Source organism: Pseudomonas sp. GM80, from assembly GCF_000282515.1.
GTDB lineage: Bacteria > Pseudomonadota > Gammaproteobacteria > Pseudomonadales > Pseudomonadaceae > Aquipseudomonas.
The window spans coordinates 83,676-101,371 of record NZ_AKJD01000063.1 but is presented as its reverse complement, the minus strand read 5'-3'; the positions used below and the strand labels follow the sequence as shown (position 1 = coordinate 101,371).

Sequence of the window (17,696 nt, the reverse complement as noted above, 5' to 3'; positions counted from 1 at the left end):
ATGGATAATCCGCCGCCTCAGCGCCCGTTACCGGCGCCTTGACGAAGGGATTCGCATGAAGTGGTTATGGGCCATCGCCCTGACGGCCGGCCTCGCCTGCCAAACGGCCGGAGCGGCAGCGTTCTATGAAAACAAAACCCTGGCGCATCCGCTGATCGAGGGTTTGCAGGAAAGCTCGGCGACGCTGGCGTTCATCAAGGAAGCGGGGGGCGTCAAAGGTTATTACTGCATTTGCAATATGCCCAATGCCGAACCCCGTTTGCTTGACGATTTCGGCCAGGCGACCATCGAATCGGTTTTCCTCATGTCGCTCGACAGTGAGGATCCGACCCGCTTTGTGCTGTTCCGGCAGAACGAGCAGTACCGAATCTACGCCTACAAGTACAACGACAACGATCACCTTTACAGCCGCGTCACGCGTCTGCAGCCAGCGCTGGATCGCATTACCGCAGGCCAGAAACACCTCGATGCCCTGACCATCAAGAAAGCCCTGAGCCAAAACACCCCGCTGAACTATCGCTTCTACTATGAAGAGTCCGGCGTACCGGAGTTCGACCAACTCGATTTCAGCCAAGGAACACTGGTGAGCTATTACGGCCAGTACTACGACCCTCTGAGCAATCCCACACCGGACGACGAACCGTATTTCTACAAGAAAACCTATCAGGAAAAAGACGGTCGGTTTCTCACTGTTACCTTCTGGCGTTGGCTCGATGGCACCCTCGTCGAGGGTAACCGCACGCTCTACAACTATCAGGTCAGACGTATTGCCTGGGAAACCGCTCCGCTGAAATTCACCGGCAGCGAGGACGGCCAATCGGTGTCTTATGACTCCGGATCGATCTCGGCCAAAGGTGCCTACAAGCAGGGCGTACGTATCGGCCCGTGGTCTATTTCCAAAGACGAGAAATATTCGGCGTCCGGTCACTTTGCAGAGGGTAAACGGGAGGGACAATGGAGCATTTACCAGGACGGGCAGACGCTGGACGGCGAGTACCACAATGATTTGCGCGAAGGCCGCTGGCAGCTTTCCAACTACGACGAGATGGAATGGGTCGCCACCGGATTCCAGACCTATGTCCATGGTCAACTCAACGGCCCGAGCGAACTGACCATCGCCGGCAACACCGAGCGCGGCAATTATGTCGACGATAAACGCCAAGGCCCGTGGGAAACCAAAGCAGGAAACGGCGACTACACGAATGACCTGCAAAGCGGCCCGTGGACACTCAAGACTGACAACGGACACACCCAAACCGTGAACTTCGTCGCCGGCAAAAAAGAAGGCGAGCTGCGCGATTTCGACGCCAATGGTGTGTTGACCTACATCGAGCATTACAAGGCGGGCGTCCTGTCCGGCAGTCGCGAGAGCGTGCTTGCGGCGGGCACCTCACGATAGGGCCCGGGCCATTTGTGTGAGCTGATGTTGAGGCGGTTGGGCTTACCGCTGCCTCTGGCCTATGCTGCAAGCCAATCTCACTGTTGATCGGTTGCATCCATGGGTCGTGGTTTTCTATTCCTCCTGCTGGTGATCGCCCTGCCCGTCGCGGCGCAGATCTACAAGTACACCGACGCCAACGGCCACACGGTGTACAGCGATCACTCGCCGGACGGCGTGCAGGCGCAACCGGTGGACTTGCCGCCGCTCAATCGGGTCGAGCCGCAAGCGCCGAGCGCACCACCTGCACCCGAGCCCGACAATCGTGAACCTGCGCGCAACGCCTACGACATTCTTGAACTGGCCGGCTTGCCCACTGAAGAAGCCTTGCGCGCCAACAACGGCACTTTCACTGTCAATGTGCTGATCAAACCGCGTCTGCAGGCGCCGCATCAATTACGGCTGGTGCTCGACGATGAACCGTACGGTCAGCCGAGCAACGTGCCAATCCTGCAGTTGGTGAATGTTGACCGGGGTGAACATCGACTGGCCATCCAGGTCATCGACGGGCAAACAATCGTTCAGCAAAGCCCGCCCGTGGCCTTCACTGTGCAGCGAGTACACAAGCCATGATTCGCGCGTGGCTGGTCGCCGCTTTGGCCATGATGACGCTGCAAGCCTCGGCAGAGGTCTTTACCTACGTCGATGCGCAGGGCATTCGCGTTTACACCGACCAGCCACGCGGCAATGCCAAGCGTGTGCCCATCGCCACCAGCAATCGCATGTCGGCCAATCCAACGGCCGCCGCGCCGATCACCACGGCGAAGAAATCCCCGGAACAACCGCCGTTCCACTACGACATGCTGCGTATTCTGGTGCCCGAACCCGATGCCACGATTCGCAGCAGCGCCGGTGAAGTCATCGTCAGCGTCACCAGCGAACCGGGCCTGCAAAAAGGGCATCGTTATCGGCTGTTGCTGGATGGTCAGGCCACTGGCGAGCCCGGCCTGACGCCAGTCTTCCCGCTGAGCAATATCGATCGTGGCAGCCACAACCTTTCGGTGGAAATCCTCGACGCCGAAGGGCGGACGGTCGAGCGCACCGCTAACCAACCCTTCCACATGCTGCGCATCTCCCTCGCGCAGAAACGCCAGGTCAAACCGTGCGTTGCCGACGATTACGGGGTTCGCCCGGAATGTCCGCTCAAAGACAAACCCGAAGAGCCGAAAAACCCCTTCCTGCGTTTCTTCTAACGCCGCTCAGCTTTGCGCACTATATTGGTGCAATAGGCTGCACCGTACTCATATTCCAACCCATTTTGGTTCGAAACTTCCCGTTCGCGCTGGCCGAATGCCACGCAAACGAGCGTCAAACGCCCGTTTCAGGCGTCGAACGCTTCTTTTCAGAGCCTTGGTTTGGTTTTTGCATTTTCCCGATACCGACGCTTGCTTGTTGCGCACGCTCCGCCCCCAAAAGAGGCTCCGATGACCATTAGCGACGCAATCCACCGTTTGCTGCTCGACAACCTGACCACCGCCACCATCCTGCTCGACGCCGAATTGCGCCTCGAGTACATGAACCCGGCGGCGGAGATGCTGCTCGCCATCAGCGGGCAGCGCAGCCATGGGCAGTTCATCAGCGAGCTGTTCACCGAATCCACCGAGGCGCTGAATTCCCTGCGCCAGGCCGTGGAACAGGCGCACCCGTTCACCAAACGCGAAGCAATGCTCACCGCCCTCACCGGCCAGACGTTGACCGTGGATTACGCGGTGACGCCGATCCTCAGTAATGGCGCGACCATGCTCCTGCTGGAAGTCCACCCGCGTGACCGCTTGCTGCGGATCACCAAGGAAGAGGCGCAAATCTCCAAACAGGAAACCAGCAAAATGCTGGTGCGCGGCCTCGCCCACGAGATCAAGAATCCGCTGGGCGGCATCCGTGGCGCCGCGCAATTGCTGGCCCGCGAACTGCCGGAAGACAGCCTGCGCGATTACACCAACGTAATCATTGAAGAGGCCGACCGTCTGCGTAATCTGGTCGATCGCATGCTCGGTTCGAACAAGCTGCCGTCGCTGGCAATGTGCAACATTCACGAGGTACTGGAACGCGTCGGCCATCTGGTCGAGGCCGAAAGTCAGGGCTGCATCACCTTGGTGCGCGATTACGACCCAAGCATTCCCGACGTGTTGATCGACCGCGAGCAAATGATTCAGGCCGTGTTGAACATCGTGCGCAACGCGATGCAGGCAATCAGCAGCCAGAACGAGCTGCGCCTGGGCCGCATCAGCCTGCGCACCCGGGCGATGCGCCAGTTCACCATCGGCCACGTCCGCCATCGTCTGGTGACCAAGATCGAGATCATCGATAACGGCCCGGGGATCCCCGCGGAACTTCAGGAAACCATTTTCTTTCCCATGGTCAGCGGACGCCCGGACGGTACCGGGCTCGGCCTGGCCATTACCCAGAACATCATCAGCCAGCACCAGGGCCTGATCGAGTGTGACAGCCATCCAGGCCACACCACCTTCTCGATCTTTCTGCCACTGGAACAAGGAGCCACATCGACATGAGCCGTAGTGAAACCGTGTGGATCGTCGATGACGACCGTTCTATCCGTTGGGTGCTGGAAAAGGCCTTGCAGCAGGAAGGCATGACCACCCAGAGCTTCGACAGCGCTGATGGCGTAATGAGTCGCCTGGCCCGTCAGCAGCCTGACGTGATCATTTCCGACATTCGTATGCCGGGTGCCAGCGGTCTGGATCTGTTGGCGCGGATTCGCGAGCAGCACCCACGGTTGCCGGTCATCATCATGACCGCTCACTCCGATCTGGACAGCGCTGTCGCCTCGTATCAGGGCGGCGCGTTCGAGTACCTGCCGAAGCCGTTCGACGTTGATGAAGCGGTGTCGCTGGTCAAGCGCGCCAACCAACACGCGCAAGAGCAGCAAGGCCTGGAAGTCGTACCGGCGCTGACCCGCACCCCGGAAATCATCGGCGAAGCGCCGGCGATGCAGGAAGTGTTTCGCGCCATCGGGCGCTTGAGCCACTCCAACATCACCGTGCTGATCAACGGCGAATCCGGCACCGGCAAAGAACTGGTCGCCCACGCCCTGCACCGCCACAGCCCGCGCGCGGCCTCGCCGTTTATCGCGCTGAACATGGCGGCGATCCCCAAGGATCTGATGGAGTCCGAGCTGTTCGGCCATGAGAAAGGCGCGTTCACCGGCGCGGCGAATTTGCGTCGCGGCCGCTTTGAACAGGCTGACGGCGGCACGCTGTTCCTCGATGAAATCGGCGACATGCCGGCGGATACGCAAACCCGTTTGCTGCGGGTTCTGGCCGATGGCGAGTTCTATCGCGTTGGCGGGCATGTGCCGGTCAAGGTCGATGTGCGCATCATCGCCGCGACCCACCAGAATCTGGAAACCCTGGTGCACGCTGGCAAATTCCGTGAAGACTTGTTCCATCGCCTCAACGTGATCCGCATCCACATCCCGCGCCTGTCGGATCGTCGCGAAGACATCCCGACCCTGGCCAAGCACTTCCTCAGCCGCGCCGCGCAAGAACTGGCGGTCGAGCCGAAGCTGCTGAAAAGCGAGACCGAGGAATACCTGAAAAACCTGCCGTGGGGCGGCAACGTGCGTCAGCTGGAGAACACCTGCCGCTGGATCACGGTGATGGCGTCCGGGCGCGAAGTGCACATCAGCGACCTGCCGCCAGAACTGCTGAACCTGCCGCAGGATTCGGCGCCAGTGACCAATTGGGAGCAGGCGCTGCGTCAGTGGGCGGATCAGGCCTTGGCGCGCGGCCAGTCGAGTTTGCTCGACAGCGCAGTGCCGGCGTTTGAGCGGATCATGATCGAGACGGCGCTGAAGCACACGGCCGGACGTCGGCGTGATGCGGCGGTGTTGTTGGGTTGGGGGCGTAATACCCTGACGCGCAAGATCAAGGAATTGGGGATGAAGGTTGATGGTGCGGATGATGATGAGGGGGATGAGGGTTAACTCGGCACTCTAGTCGTCCGCGAAAAGATCGCAGCCTGCGGCAGGTCCTACATTGAACCCATGTAGGAGCTGCCGCAGGCTGCGATCTTTTTGTTTGCGTGCACCGCCAAAAGGCACGACGACCCGCAATCGGGCATAACAACCGGATCAAAAAACACCCAAACAGAGCTCGAAAAACAACCGTCCAAAACCACGAAAGCCCCGAATTCCGGGGCTTTCGCGTTTCTGCTCAGATTTTTTGTTTCAACAGATTAAAACCTGGCACGCCCCCTGCAATAACTCTCACAGGTGATTCGTTTCACCACCCGTTTCGGGGACCTTGGTACAGGCAGGCCGGGGATTCCCCTCTTTACATCGGGCTCACACCGCAACGCGGCGAGCTCACCCTTTTGGGGCTCTTGGTACAGGCAGGCCGGGGGTTCCCTCTTTACACCGGACCGACGCGTCACGCGAAGTCCATCCCGTTTTGGGAACCCTGATACAGGCAGGTCAGGGATTCCCGCTTTTATTGCTCCCTCAGATGAATCTCCAGGCGCCAGCGGTCATCGACCGCACTGCCGGCCCAGTCACCCTGCAGCGGCCGCGCCGCCAGCACCGTCAGCAACAACCCACCGTCACTCGCTCGCGTCCGCCAATTGACGTCTTTGCCATTGAGCTTGAGCTGGCCCTTCTGCGCCGGCCCCTCAGCCTGGAACAGCAGCGCCACCGTGCCGTCGATGACTTCGCCATGCAGCTTCGGCTCGTTGTTGAACCACACCAGCAAACCGCCGTCAGTCACCTCGATCTGCTGCAACACCGTCGGATCCGGCGTGGTCAGGCGGCCGATCATCAAGCCGATCATCACGCCGACAATCGCCAGCGAAGCGATCACACGCGGGAATAGTTTCGAACGGTTGTCCACAGGCGGCGTAGAATGCCGCTCATCTTTACCTTCGGAGCCGTGCATGTTTCACGTCATCCTTTTTCAACCAGAAATTCCGCCGAATACCGGCAACGTTATCAGGCTGTGCGCCAACAGCGGCTGCCACCTGCATTTGATCGAACCGTTGGGCTTCGAGATGGACGACAAGCGCTTGCGCCGTGCCGGTCTCGATTACCACGAATATGCCACGCTGCAACGTCACGCCGATCTCGCCAGTTGCCTGGCAAGCATCGGTAACCCTCGGGTGTTTGCGTTCACCACCAAGGGCTCGCGGCCGTTTCATGATGCAGCGTTTGTCCCGGGCGATGCGTTCATTTTCGGCCCGGAAAGCCGTGGCTTACCGCCGGAAGTACTCGACGCCCTGCCCGCTGAACAGCGCCTGCGCCTGCCCATGCGTGAAGGCTGCCGCAGCCTGAACCTGTCCAACACCGTGGCGGTCGCCGTGTACGAAGCCTGGCGCCAGAACGACTTCAAATAACACCGCAAATCCGCACTTCCCGACTCCACTGTAGGAGCTGCCGAAGGCTGCGATCTTTTGATCCTGCTTTTCAAGATCAAGATCAAAAGATCGCAGCCTGCGGCAGCTCCTACATGAGACGAGTATTTCAGCCCAAGAAAAAAGCGCCTGTTACGGCGCTTTTTTCGTTGTAGCCAGGACCGTTTATTGAACGGTTGGCGTCTCGCCGCTTTCCTGCATGCGCTGCAATTCTTGCGCGTACAGGGCGTCGAAGTTCACCGGGGCCAGCATCAGCGCCGGGAACGAACCACGGGTGACCAGGCTGTCCAGGGTTTCGCGTGCGTACGGGAACAGGATGTTCGGGCAGAACGCACCCAGGGTGTGGCTCATCGAAGCCGCGTCGAGGTTCTTGATCAGGAAGATACCGGCCTGTTGCACTTCAGCGATGAAGGCCACTTCGTCACCGTTTTTCACGGTCACGGACAGGGTCAGTACAACTTCGTAGAAATCGCCTTCGAGTTCTTTCTGGCGAGTGTTCAGATCCAGACCAACGGTCGGATCCCACTGCTGACGGAAGATCGCCGGGCTTTTCGGGGCTTCGAAGGACAGGTCGCGAACGTAGATGCGCTGCAAGGAGAATTGCGGTGCGGTTTCTTCTTCGCTGGCTGCAGTGTTCTGTTGGTCAGTCATCTCAGATCCTTTCTGATCTTGGGTCTTTTAGGGAGTGCTGTACGTGGGTGCAGCCGTTCAGGCCTTGAGCAGCGCGTCGAGCTTGCCGGCGCGCTCCAGGGCATACAAATCGTCACAACCGCCGATGTGCTTGCTGCCGATCCAGATCTGCGGCACGGACGTGCGTCCGGCTTTCTGGGCCATTTCGGCGCGCACCTGCGGCTTGCCATCGACCTTGATCTCTTTGAACGCCACGCCTTTGTTCTCGAGCAGGTACTTGGCTCGCGAGCAATAAGGGCAGTAATCGCTGGAGTAGACGATGACTTCGCTCATATCACTTCACCAGCGGCAGGTTGTCGCCTTTCCAGCTGGAGATCCCGCCGGACAGCTTGGCGGCGGTGAAGCCGGATTTCATCAGCTCGCGGGCGTGGGTGCCGGCGGTCTGGCCCAGGGCGTCGACCAGAATGATGGTCTTGGCCTTGTGCTTTTCCAGCTCGGCGGTGCGCGCAGCCAGTTTGTCCTGGGGAATGTTGATCGCGCCAACGATGTGGCCGGCAGCGAAATCCTTGGCCGGACGGATGTCCACCACTACGCCTGCGTCTTTGTTGACCAGTGCAGTCAGCTCACCGGTGCTCAGGCTTTTACCGCCGCCCTGCATCGTGTGCGCCAGCAGCAGGGCCAGCAGTACGACGAAGATACCGACAAGAATGTAGTGGTTAGTGGCAAATTCAATCAGGTGAGCAACCATCGAAGGAGGTTCCAGGGCGTTAAAATGTCGGCCAGTATACACAGCCACTATGGTCGGCCAAACCCCGTCCGGCGGTGACGCGGTCGGAACTTAGCTTTAAACTCCAACTCCCTTTTCCATCGCCCTCTTCTTTATTAGCCACGAGTGGATTCCATGACGACTACGCCTAAACCTTTGGTCCTGATGATTCTCGACGGCTTCGGTCACAGCGAAAGCCCCGAATCCAACGCCGTTTTTGCGGCGAAGAAGCCCGTCCTTGATCGCCTGTGGGCCACCGTGCCGAATGGCTTGATCTCGGGCAGCGGCATGGACGTCGGTCTGCCGGACGGCCAGATGGGCAACTCTGAAGTCGGTCATATGAACCTTGGCGCTGGCCGCGTGGTGTATCAGGACTTCACTCGCGTGACCAAGTCGATCCGCGACGGCGAGTTTTTCGAGAACCCGACCATCTGCGCCGCTGTGGATAAAGCCGTGGCCGCCGGTAAAGCCGTGCACTTCATGGGCCTGTTGTCCGATGGCGGCGTACACAGCCACCAGGATCACCTGATCGCCATGGCCGAACTGGCCTTCAAGCGTGGCGCTGAAAAAATCTATCTGCACGCTTTCCTTGATGGCCGCGATACGCCGCCGAAAAGCGCTGCGTCGTCGATCGAATTGCTCGACGCGACCTTCCAGGCACTCGGCAAGGGCCGCATCGCCAGCATCATCGGCCGTTACTTCGCCATGGACCGTGACAACCGCTGGGATCGCGTTGCTCAGGCGTACAACCTGATCGTCGACGGCCACAGCGAATTCAACGCCGCCACCGCACAGGAAGGTCTCGACGCTGCTTATGCGCGTGGCGAGAGCGATGAATTCGTCAAAGCCACGACCATCGGTGAGCCGGTAAAAGTCGAAGACGGCGACGCTGTGGTGTTCATGAACTTCCGCGCCGACCGTGCCCGTGAGCTGACTCGCGTGTTCGTTGAAGACGACTTCAACGACTTCGAGCGCGCCCGCCAGCCGAAACTGGCCGGTTTCGTCATGCTGACCCAATACGCGGCAAGCATTCCGGCACCATCGGCGTTCGCCGCGGGCAGCCTGGAAAACGTGCTGGGCGATTACTTGGCGAAGAACGGCAAAACCCAGCTGCGTATCGCTGAAACCGAGAAATACGCGCACGTGACCTTCTTCTTCTCCGGCGGTCGTGAAGAGCCGTTCCCGGGCGAAGAGCGCATTCTGATCCCGTCGCCGAAAGTCGCCACTTACGACTTGCAGCCGGAAATGAGCGCGCCTGAGGTGACCGACCGCATCGTTGAAGCCATCGAAAACCAGCGTTTCGACGTGATCGTGGTCAACTACGCCAACGGCGACATGGTCGGCCACAGCGGCGTATTCGACGCGGCGGTGAAAGCGGTTGAATGCCTCGACACCTGCGTCGGTCGCATCGTTGAAGCCCTGGAAAAGGTCGGCGGCGAAGCGCTGATCACCGCAGACCACGGCAACGTCGAAAAAATGGCCGATGAAGAAACCCACCAGGCACACACCGCGCACACTACTGAGCCGGTGCCGTTCATTTATGTCGGCAAGCGTGACCTCAAGGTCCGTGAAGGCGGCGTGCTGGCGGATGTGGCGCCGACCATGCTGAAACTGTTGGGCCTGGAAAAACCTGCGGAAATGACCGGCACCTCTATTCTGGTCTGACCCCAATCGCCAAAACACCGCAAAACCCTGTGGGAGCTGGCTTGCCAGCGATAGCAATCTGACAGCCAACATCTATGTTGAATGTGCAGACGCCATCGCTGGCAAGCCAGCTCCCACAGTGGTTTATGGAGTTTTCGAAATGGAATTCGGTGTATTGCTTGGTCCAGTTATCACACAGCCCCAATTGGGCGTTTTTTTTGCAGCCTCGGGCGGGCATACTAGGCCGTCCCTTACCCTGGTGCCGCCCGCCTCTATGCTCCGCGTCCTGATCGCCCTCGCTCTGACCTGCCTGCTCCAACCGGCCTTCGCTGACGAGCGCGCGCAAACCCAACAGCAGTTGGACGCCACGCGTCAGGACATTGCCGAGCTGAAAAAACTGCTGAGCAAGGTCCAGGAAGAAAAATCCGGCGTGCAGAAAGAGCTCAAGGGCACTGAAACCGAGCTGGGCAAGCTGCAGAAACAGGTCGATGCGCTGCAGAAAGAGCTGCAGAAAAGCGAATCCGAGCTGCAGCGACTCGATGCAGAGAAAAAAAAACTCCAGAGCGCGCGCACTGAACAGCAGCGACTGATCGCCATTCAGGCCCGTGCGGCCTATCAGAACGGTCGCCAGGAATACCTCAAGCTGCTGCTCAACCAGCAGAATCCCGAGAAATTCGCCCGCACCCTCACCTATTACGATTATCTGAGCCAGGCCCGCCTGGAGCAGTTGAAGAACTTCAACGAAACCCTGCGCCAACTGGCTAATGTCGAAAAAGACATCGCCGCCCAGCAAGCGCAATTGCTGGTGCAGAAAAGCACCCTCGATACGCAGCGCGACGAACTGGAAAATGTTCGCAAGGAACGCCAGCAAGTCCTCGCCAAGCTCAACGATGACGTGAAGGCCCGCGATCAGAAACTCGCCGCCCGCGAGCAGGATCAGGCAGACCTGTCTAAAGTCCTTAAAACCATTGAGGAAACGCTGGCTCGCCAGGCTCGTGAGGCAGAAGAAGCGCGGCAGAAAGCGCTGATCGCCCAGCAGGAAGCGGAAAAAAAGCGTTTGCGTGAGGCGCAGGCTGAAAACAGCGACGCCCCACGAAAACCCGCCAGATCCACTCCCGGCGCGCTGGTTTCCAGCAGCGGCGAGACCTTCGGTGGCGCTTTTGCTGCAACCCGGGGAAAACTTCCTTGGCCGGTTGATGGTCGACTATTGGCGCGCTTCGGTGAAAGCCGCGGCGACGACGCCCGGACCAAGTGGGACGGTGTGATGATCAGCGCCTCCGCCGGCAGCCAGGTACATGCCGTGCATGGTGGTCGCGTGGTGTTCGCCGACTGGTTGCGCGGCGCCGGACTGCTGGTGATCCTTGATCACGGCAATGGTTTTCTGAGTCTTTACGGTCACAACCAGACGCTGCTCAAGTCGGCTGGGGACGTGGTTAAAGCCGGTGAGTCGATTTCCACTGTCGGTAACAGTGGCGGTCAGGACACACCAGCACTGTATTTCGCAATTCGTCAGCAGGGTCACCCGAGTGATCCGGCGCAATGGTGCCGTGCGCAAGGATAAGCGCACCGCCTAATTCAGGAGTTCGTTCGACATGCTGCATTTGTCCCGCCTTACCTCGCTGGCCCTGACGATCGCTCTGGTGATCGGCGCGCCTTTGGCGTTTGCCGCGCAACCAGCCCCGGCCGTCGCTCCGGCAGGTACAGCCGCGACCTCCAAGGCGCCGCTGCCGCTGGAAGAGTTGCGCACCTTTGCCGAGGTCATGGACCGGATCAAAGCCGCTTACGTCGAACCGGTAGACGACAAAACCCTGCTCGAAAACGCGATCAAGGGCATGCTCAGCAACCTCGATCCGCACTCGGCCTATCTCGGCCCTGAAGACTTCACCGAACTGCAGGAAAGCACCAGCGGTGAGTTTGGCGGCTTGGGTATCGAAGTTGGTGCTGAAGACGGCTTCATCAAGGTTGTCTCGCCAATCGACGACACTCCGGCGTCGAAGGCCGGTATTCAGGCCGGCGACTTCATCGTCAAGATCAACGGGGCGCCAACGCGCGGCCAGACCATGACCGAAGCCGTCGACAAGATGCGCGGCAAGATCGGCCAGAAAATCACCCTGACCCTGGTGCGCGACGGCGGCACGCCGTTCGACGTGACCCTCGCTCGTGCGGTGATTCAGGTGAAGAGCGTCAAGGCACAACTGCTGGAATCGGGCTACGGCTACATCCGTATCACCCAGTTCCAGGTCAAGACCGGCGAAGAAGTTTCCAAAGCCCTGGCCAAGCTGCGCAAGGACAACGGCAAGAAGCTCAACGGCGTGATCCTCGACCTGCGCAACAACCCGGGCGGCGTATTGCAGGCGGCGGTGGAAGTGGTCGACCACTTCATCACCAAAGGCCTGATCGTCTACACCAAGGGCCGGATCGCCAACTCCGAACTGCGCTTCTCGGCCACCGGCAAAGACGAAAGCGAAGCGGTGCCGATGGTGGTGTTGATCAACGGTGGCAGCGCCTCGGCGTCGGAAATCGTCGCCGGTGCCCTGCAGGATCAGAAACGCGCCGTGGTCATGGGCACCACCAGCTTCGGCAAAGGCTCGGTACAAACCGTGCTGCCGCTGAACAACGACCGCGCGCTGAAGATCACCACGGCGCTGTACTTCACGCCGAATGGCCGCTCGATTCAGGCGCAAGGCATTGTTCCGGACATCGAAGTGCGCAAGGCCAAGATCACCAACGAGGCCGACAGCGATTACTTCAAGGAAGCCGACCTGCAAGGTCACTTGGGCAATGGCAACGGCGGCGCGGACAAACCGACCGGTTCCGGCGGCAAGGCCAAAGCGATGCCGCAGGATGACGATTACCAACTGGCCCAGGCCCTGAGCCTGCTCAAAGGCCTGAGCATTACGTCCGGCCGTTGAGGATGTCTTTGCGTTTCGTCTTCGTTCTGCTGTGCTGTCTGGCGGGTGCTGCTCACGCAGAGCCCGTCAGCTCAAAGCCACACAAAGCCTACCTGACACTGATCATCGACGACCTGGGGCAGAACCTGCCCCGGGATCGCCGCGTGCTGGCCCTGCCCGGCCCGGTTACCACGGCGATCATGCCCGACACCCCGCACGCCACCGAATTTGCTCGCGAGGCTCATCGCGCCGGCAAGATCGTCATCCTGCACATGCCGATGGACCCGGCCACCGGGCCGTACGCCTGGCATCCGGAACTGCCGATCGAAGAACTGCAAAAACGCCTCGACGCTGCGTTCAAAATGGTCCCCTACACCGCTGGCATCAATAACCACATGGGCAGCCGCATGACTGCGCAACCGGTGGCGATGGCGTGGTTGATGGCCGAGTTGCAGCGCCGGCACAAGTTCTTCGTCGACAGCCGCACCAGTGCGCAGACCGTTGCTGCGCAGCAGGCGCAGAAGATCGATCTGGCGAGTGTTTCGCGAGATGTTTTTCTTGATGATGAGCGAACTGAGGCGGCGATTTCCACGCAGTTGCAGACGGCGATCAGCCTGGCGCACAAGCAGGGTTCGGCGGTGATGATCGGCCATCCGTATCCGCAGACGCTGGCGGTGCTGGAGCGCGAATTGCCGAAGCTGAAGGCTCAGGGGATTGAGTGGATTGATATTCGGCAGATGATCAGCGTGCGCAGTAACAAGGCCACGGCGGCTCACGGCAAGGATGGCGTTTACCGCTGAAAAGATCGCAGCCTTCGGCAGCTCCTACATCGGCAATGCATTCCCCTGTAGGAGCTGCCGAAGGCTGCGATCTTTTAACAAGCGCTACAAATACCGCCCCATAATCTCGTCCACCACGCCATCCTTGCGCATCTGATCCAGCGCAGCCTGAAGCTTCTTCACCGTCTCTTCCGGCACGTCCTTGTTCAGCGCCAGATACAGCTCGGCGCTGTTGAAGCGCAGCACCGTCTTCAACCCCGTCACCCCATCCTGCCGCGCCAGATAGCGCCCGGCCGGGTCGCCCGTGGCCCACAAATCAATCTGCCCGTTGACCAGCTTCTTGGCGTTGTCCTGATCGCGCAACACCACCACCGGCTTCAAGCCCTGCTTGGTCAGCGTCTCGGCAATTGCATCGCCCTTGTAGGCGCCAATCTTGTATTTGCGCGCGTCATTGAGGGTTTCGAGGGTGATCTTGCTGTCAGCCTTGGCCAACAGGATCCAGTCGTCCGGGCCGATCGGTCCGACCCATTTGAAGAGCTTTTCGCGATCCGGCAGGCGCGCCATCACAAAAGCACCGTAGCCAGGATTTTCCAGAGCGAGCTTGTACACGCGCTCCCAAGGGAAACGCAGGGTCAGGCTGTAGGTGACGCCGGCACGCTGGAACATTTCGCGAACGATGTCGGTAGCGATGCCGTTGATGTTTTCGCCTTGGGCGAAATTTTTGCCGTTCTTCGCCATGTTGTACGGCGGGAAGTTTTCGGTGAGGAGCACCAGATCGGTGTCGGGACTGGTTTCGGCGCGGGCCGTGTTGATGAGCAACATCGAGGCGCTGGCGAGAACTAGAAGCAGGCGTTTGATCATGTCGGGCTACCGAAATCCATGGCGTGCCCAAGAGTGCCTTGGGTGCGCCATGGTGTCCACTGGCCTGTATCGATTTTGACGCTTAACGCATCACGATGCCGCGTTTGGCCATGTAGGCCTTGGCTTCCTGCACGGTGTATTCACCGAAGTGGAAAATACTCGCCGCCAATACAGCACTGGCGTGGCCTTCGAGAATGCCATCAGCCAAGTGCTGCAGATTGCCAACGCCGCCGGAAGCGATCACCGGAATACCCAGCGCATCGCTGATCGCGCGGGTCACGCCAAGGTCGAAGCCGTTTTTCATGCCGTCCTGATCCATGCTGGTCAGCAGGATCTCGCCGGCACCGAGGCCTTCCATTTTCTTCGCCCACTCGACCGCATCGAGGCCGGTTGGCTTGCGCCCGCCGTGGGTGAAGATTTCCCAACGCGGGGTTTCGCCCGGGCCGGAAACTTTCTTCGCGTCGATGGCGACGACAATGCACTGCGAGCCGAAATGCTGCGCCGCTTCGCCGACGAATTCCGGATTGAACACGGCAGCGGTGTTGATCGATACCTTGTCCGCGCCGGCATTCAGCAGGTTGCGGATGTCCTGCACGGTACGCACGCCACCGCCGACGGTCAGCGGAATAAACACCTGGCTGGCCATGCGCTCGACGGTATGCAGCGTAGTGTCGCGGCCATCGACGCTGGCGGTGATGTCGAGAAAAGTAATCTCGTCGGCACCCTGCTCGTCATAGCGACGGGCGATTTCCACCGGGTCACCGGCGTCGCGGATGTTCTCGAACTTCACACCTTTAACGACCCGGCCGTTGTCCACGTCCAGGCAAGGGATGATGCGTTTGGCCAGCGCCATGGTCAGTCCTCAGCCTTGGTACGAATCGCAGAAAGCTTGCGCTTCGGCGACGTCGAGGGTGCCTTCGTAAATCGCCCGGCCAGTGATTGCGCCGATGATGCCCGGCGCCTTGGCGTCGAGCAGCGACTTGATGTCACCCAGATTGTGGATGCCACCAGAAGCGATCACGGGGATCTTGGTAGCGGCAGCCAGCGCAGCGGTGAACGGCACGTTGCAGCCCTGCATCATGCCGTCTTTGGCGATGTCGGTATAAACGATCGAGGAGACGCCGTCGGCTTCAAACTGCTTGGCCAGGTCGATGACCTGCACGGTGCTGATTTCCGCCCAGCCATCGGTGGCGACAAAGCCGTCTTTGGCGTCCAGACCAACGATGATCTTGCCCGGGAACGCGCGGCAGGCTTCAGCGACGAATGCAGGATCTTTCACCGCTTTGGTGCCGATGATCACGTAGCTGACGCCAGCCTTGACGTAGTGCTCGATGGTTTCCAGCGAGCGGATGCCGCCACCGATCTGGATCGGCAGGGTCGGGTAGCGCTTGGCGATTGCGGTGACCACTTCGCCGTTGACTGGCTGGCCTTCGAACGCGCCGTTCAGATCGACCAGATGCAGACGGCGGCAACCGCCCTCCACCCACTTGGCAGCCATGCTCACCGGATCATCGGAGAACACTGTGGAATCTTCCATGCGGCCCTGGCGCAGACGTACGCAGGCACCGTCTTTAAGATCGATAGCGGGAATAATCAGCATCTGGCAAACCTTCAAATTTGAATGTTCAGCTTGGCTCGGAAATCAGTTTTTCTCGAGCGCCCACAGGTCGCTTTCGATGCTTTCAAACCGCTCTTTGAGGTGGGTCTGCACATCGAAAATCGCCCTGTTGTAATAGTGCGGAGCAATTTCGCGGGTAAACAGCTCAAGAATTTCCGCCGCTTCGAACGACCCCAGGTCCAATTCGAAACGGTCTTCCATGAACCGCTGAATCTTGCGATTGGCCTCGTTCTCCTGTTCGGGAGTGAGGGTCAGGATCGGCGGTTTGGTTTTCTTGGCAGCCATTTACCAGCGACCGTCCCACGCAGCGAAGTTCTGCAGCAACTGCAGGCCATGGGTATGGCTTTTCTCCGGGTGGAACTGCACGGCGAAACGCGAGCCATCGGCCAGCGCCGCAGCGAAATCGACACCGTAATGACCGCCACCGACCACTTGCCGCGCATTGGCGGCAGCGATGTAGTAGCTGTGTACGAAGTAGAAGCGCGCCATGTCCGGAATGTCATGCCACAGCGGGTGGCTGACCTTCTGCTTCACCTCGTTCCAGCCCATGTGCGGGACTTTCAGGTGCTCGCCGTCTTCATGCAGGTCTTTGCCGAAGAACTTCACCGCGCCCGGGAACAGGCCGATGCAGTCGACGCCATCGTTCTCTTCGCTGGTGTCGAGCAAGGCTTGCATGCCGACACAGATGCCGAGGAACGGACGATCCTGACTGACTTCACGCACCAGCGAGTCGAAACCGAGGCGACGGATTTCAGCCATGCAATCGCGAATCGCGCCAACACCGGGGAACACCACGCGGTCAGCTTCGCGAATCACGTTGGCATCGCTGGTGATCAACACCTTGCCGGCGCCGACGTGCTCGAGGGCCTTGGCCACCGAGTGCAGGTTGCCCATGCCGTAATCGATAACTGCAACCGTCTGCATTACAGAACGCCTTTGGTCGATGGCATTTGCCCGGCCATGCGCTCATCCAGCTCGACGGCCATGCGCAATGCGCGGCCGAAAGCCTTGAACACGGTTTCGATCTGGTGGTGCGTGTTGGTGCCGCGCAGGTTGTCGATGTGCAGGCTGACCAGCGCGTGGTTGACGAAGCCCTGGAAGAATTCCTGGAACAGGTCAACGTCGAAACCGCCGACGGTGGCGCGGGTGTACGGCACGTGCATCTGCAGGCCTGGACGACCGGAGAAGTCGATCACCACGCGCGACAGCGCTTCATCGAGCGGCACGTAGGCATGACCGTAGCGACGGATGCCTTTTTTATCGCCAATGGCTTTGGCAAATGCCTGGCCGAGGGTGATACCGACGTCTTCCACCGTATGGTGGTCGTCGATATGCAGATCGCCCTTGCATTCAATATCCAGGTCGATCAACCCGTGACGGGCGATCTGATCCAGCATGTGCTCAAGAAAAGGAACACCGATATCGAATCGGGCCTTTCCGGTGCCATCAAGGTTGATCGAGGCTTTGATCTGGGTTTCCAGAGTGTCGCGCTCGACAGAAGCCTTACGTTCGGCCATCACCAGCTCCGCAAAATCATTGGGCGAAAAAGGCAGCCATTATAGGCACGCGGGGCCGAAACAGAAACACGAGAGGTGAGATGGCTGACGGATAGAACCCCCGGCTGTCGCGGGTAGACATGTCCATACAAGCCATTACAGGTAGCGCAAAAACAACTGTAGGAGTGAGCCTGCTCGCGATGAGGACCTCA

Annotated in this window: 20 protein-coding genes; 10 read left to right on the top strand and 10 right to left on the bottom strand. The window is 59.7% G+C overall.

Features of this window, described 5'->3' with window-relative positions; translation table 11 throughout:
* Nucleotides 1-55 precede the first annotated feature (55 nt).
* The 5 genes from PMI37_RS10620 to ntrC all read left to right on the top strand — a co-directional run bounded on the left by PMI37_RS10620 (nt 56) and on the right by ntrC (nt 5,381).
* Nucleotides 56-1,399, top strand: a complete 1,344-nt coding sequence (locus tag PMI37_RS10620; RefSeq protein WP_045123101.1) for a hypothetical protein — start codon at nt 56-58, stop codon at nt 1,397-1,399.
* A 99-nt stretch (nt 1,400-1,498) separates the two neighbouring features.
* Nucleotides 1,499-2,011, top strand: coding sequence for a DUF4124 domain-containing protein (locus tag PMI37_RS10615; RefSeq protein WP_008080568.1), 513 nt, complete (start codon nt 1,499-1,501; stop codon nt 2,009-2,011).
* Nucleotides 2,008-2,631: a DUF4124 domain-containing protein gene (locus tag PMI37_RS10610; RefSeq protein WP_008080567.1), complete on the top strand. Its 624-nt coding sequence runs from the start codon at nt 2,008-2,010 to the stop codon at nt 2,629-2,631. Before PMI37_RS10615 ends, PMI37_RS10610 begins: the two co-directional genes overlap by 4 nt.
* Before the next feature lie 231 nt (nt 2,632-2,862).
* Complete coding sequence (gene glnL, locus PMI37_RS10605; protein WP_008080566.1) at nt 2,863-3,948, top strand: nitrogen regulation protein NR(II); 1,086 nt, start codon at nt 2,863-2,865, stop codon at nt 3,946-3,948.
* The gene (gene ntrC, locus PMI37_RS10600; RefSeq protein ID WP_008080565.1) at nt 3,945-5,381 is read left to right on the top strand and encodes a nitrogen regulation protein NR(I); all 1,437 of its coding nucleotides are present in this window, start codon (nt 3,945-3,947) and stop codon (nt 5,379-5,381) included. Before glnL ends, ntrC begins: the two co-directional genes overlap by 4 nt.
* 505 nt (nt 5,382-5,886) lie before the next feature.
* On the opposite strand, the gene PMI37_RS10595 is transcribed toward ntrC, so the two are convergent.
* On the bottom strand, nt 5,887-6,327 hold the full coding sequence (locus tag PMI37_RS10595; protein WP_045123100.1) for a hypothetical protein: 441 nt from the start codon (nt 6,325-6,327) through the stop codon (nt 5,887-5,889).
* Between PMI37_RS10595 and PMI37_RS10590 the strand changes: the two genes are divergently transcribed.
* Entirely contained in the window at nt 6,326-6,781 is a 456-nt protein-coding gene (locus tag PMI37_RS10590) for a tRNA (cytidine(34)-2'-O)-methyltransferase (RefSeq protein WP_008080563.1), read from the top strand. The two genes, PMI37_RS10595 and PMI37_RS10590, sit on opposite strands and share 2 nt — an antisense overlap.
* Nucleotides 6,782-6,964: 183 nt before the next feature.
* Here the strand turns inward: PMI37_RS10590 and secB are convergent, their stop codons facing one another.
* Genes secB through PMI37_RS10575 form a run of 3 tightly spaced genes read right to left on the bottom strand, consistent with a single transcriptional unit; the run spans nt 6,965 to nt 8,177 of the window.
* Complete coding sequence (gene secB, locus PMI37_RS10585; RefSeq protein ID WP_008080562.1) at nt 6,965-7,450, bottom strand: protein-export chaperone SecB; 486 nt, start codon at nt 7,448-7,450, stop codon at nt 6,965-6,967.
* A gap of 57 nt (nt 7,451-7,507) precedes the next feature.
* The gene (gene grxC / locus PMI37_RS10580) at nt 7,508-7,762 is read right to left on the bottom strand and encodes a glutaredoxin 3 (RefSeq protein ID WP_008080561.1); all 255 of its coding nucleotides are present in this window, start codon (nt 7,760-7,762) and stop codon (nt 7,508-7,510) included.
* Nucleotide 7,763: 1 nt separating this feature from the next.
* Nucleotides 7,764-8,177 carry a rhodanese-like domain-containing protein gene (locus PMI37_RS10575; protein ID WP_008080560.1) on the bottom strand — a complete coding sequence of 138 codons (414 nt, stop codon included), beginning with the start codon at nt 8,175-8,177 and terminating at the stop codon, nt 7,764-7,766.
* 153 nt (nt 8,178-8,330) lie between these two features.
* Between PMI37_RS10575 and gpmI the strand changes: the two genes are divergently transcribed.
* From gpmI to PMI37_RS10555, 4 genes are all read left to right on the top strand, one after another.
* Nucleotides 8,331-9,860 carry a 2,3-bisphosphoglycerate-independent phosphoglycerate mutase gene (gene gpmI, locus PMI37_RS10570; RefSeq protein ID WP_008080559.1) on the top strand — a complete coding sequence of 510 codons (1,530 nt, stop codon included), beginning with the start codon at nt 8,331-8,333 and terminating at the stop codon, nt 9,858-9,860.
* Nucleotides 9,861-10,113: 253 nt separating this feature from the next.
* On the top strand, nt 10,114-11,400 hold the full coding sequence (locus tag PMI37_RS10565) for a murein hydrolase activator EnvC family protein (protein WP_045123099.1): 1,287 nt from the start codon (nt 10,114-10,116) through the stop codon (nt 11,398-11,400).
* Between the two features lie 31 nt (nt 11,401-11,431).
* Nucleotides 11,432-12,751, top strand: a complete 1,320-nt coding sequence (locus PMI37_RS10560) for a S41 family peptidase (RefSeq protein ID WP_008080557.1) — start codon at nt 11,432-11,434, stop codon at nt 12,749-12,751.
* A 2-nt stretch (nt 12,752-12,753) separates the two neighbouring features.
* Complete coding sequence (locus tag PMI37_RS10555) at nt 12,754-13,530, top strand: divergent polysaccharide deacetylase family protein (RefSeq protein ID WP_045123098.1); 777 nt, start codon at nt 12,754-12,756, stop codon at nt 13,528-13,530.
* Nucleotides 13,531-13,614: 84 nt separating this feature from the next.
* On the opposite strand, the gene PMI37_RS10550 is transcribed toward PMI37_RS10555, so the two are convergent.
* From PMI37_RS10550 to hisB, 6 genes are all read right to left on the bottom strand, one after another.
* Nucleotides 13,615-14,370 (bottom strand): substrate-binding periplasmic protein, encoded by a 756-nt coding sequence (locus PMI37_RS10550; protein WP_008080555.1) that lies wholly within the window; start codon nt 14,368-14,370, stop codon nt 13,615-13,617.
* Nucleotides 14,371-14,452: 82 nt separating this feature from the next.
* Nucleotides 14,453-15,223 carry an imidazole glycerol phosphate synthase subunit HisF gene (gene hisF, locus PMI37_RS10545; protein ID WP_007909211.1) on the bottom strand — a complete coding sequence of 257 codons (771 nt, stop codon included), beginning with the start codon at nt 15,221-15,223 and terminating at the stop codon, nt 14,453-14,455.
* 9 nt (nt 15,224-15,232) lie between these two features.
* The gene (gene hisA, locus PMI37_RS10540; protein WP_003220753.1) at nt 15,233-15,970 is read right to left on the bottom strand and encodes a 1-(5-phosphoribosyl)-5-[(5-phosphoribosylamino)methylideneamino]imidazole-4-carboxamide isomerase; all 738 of its coding nucleotides are present in this window, start codon (nt 15,968-15,970) and stop codon (nt 15,233-15,235) included.
* 42 nt (nt 15,971-16,012) lie between these two features.
* Entirely contained in the window at nt 16,013-16,273 is a 261-nt protein-coding gene (locus PMI37_RS10535) for a DUF2164 domain-containing protein (protein ID WP_008080554.1), read from the bottom strand.
* Nucleotides 16,274-16,912, bottom strand: a complete 639-nt coding sequence (hisH, locus tag PMI37_RS10530) for an imidazole glycerol phosphate synthase subunit HisH (protein ID WP_008080553.1) — start codon at nt 16,910-16,912, stop codon at nt 16,274-16,276.
* Nucleotides 16,912-17,505: an imidazoleglycerol-phosphate dehydratase HisB gene (gene hisB, locus PMI37_RS10525; protein ID WP_007909204.1), complete on the bottom strand. Its 594-nt coding sequence runs from the start codon at nt 17,503-17,505 to the stop codon at nt 16,912-16,914. The genes hisH and hisB overlap by 1 nt, the downstream gene beginning before the upstream one ends.
* Between the last annotated feature and the right edge of the window lie 191 nt (nt 17,506-17,696).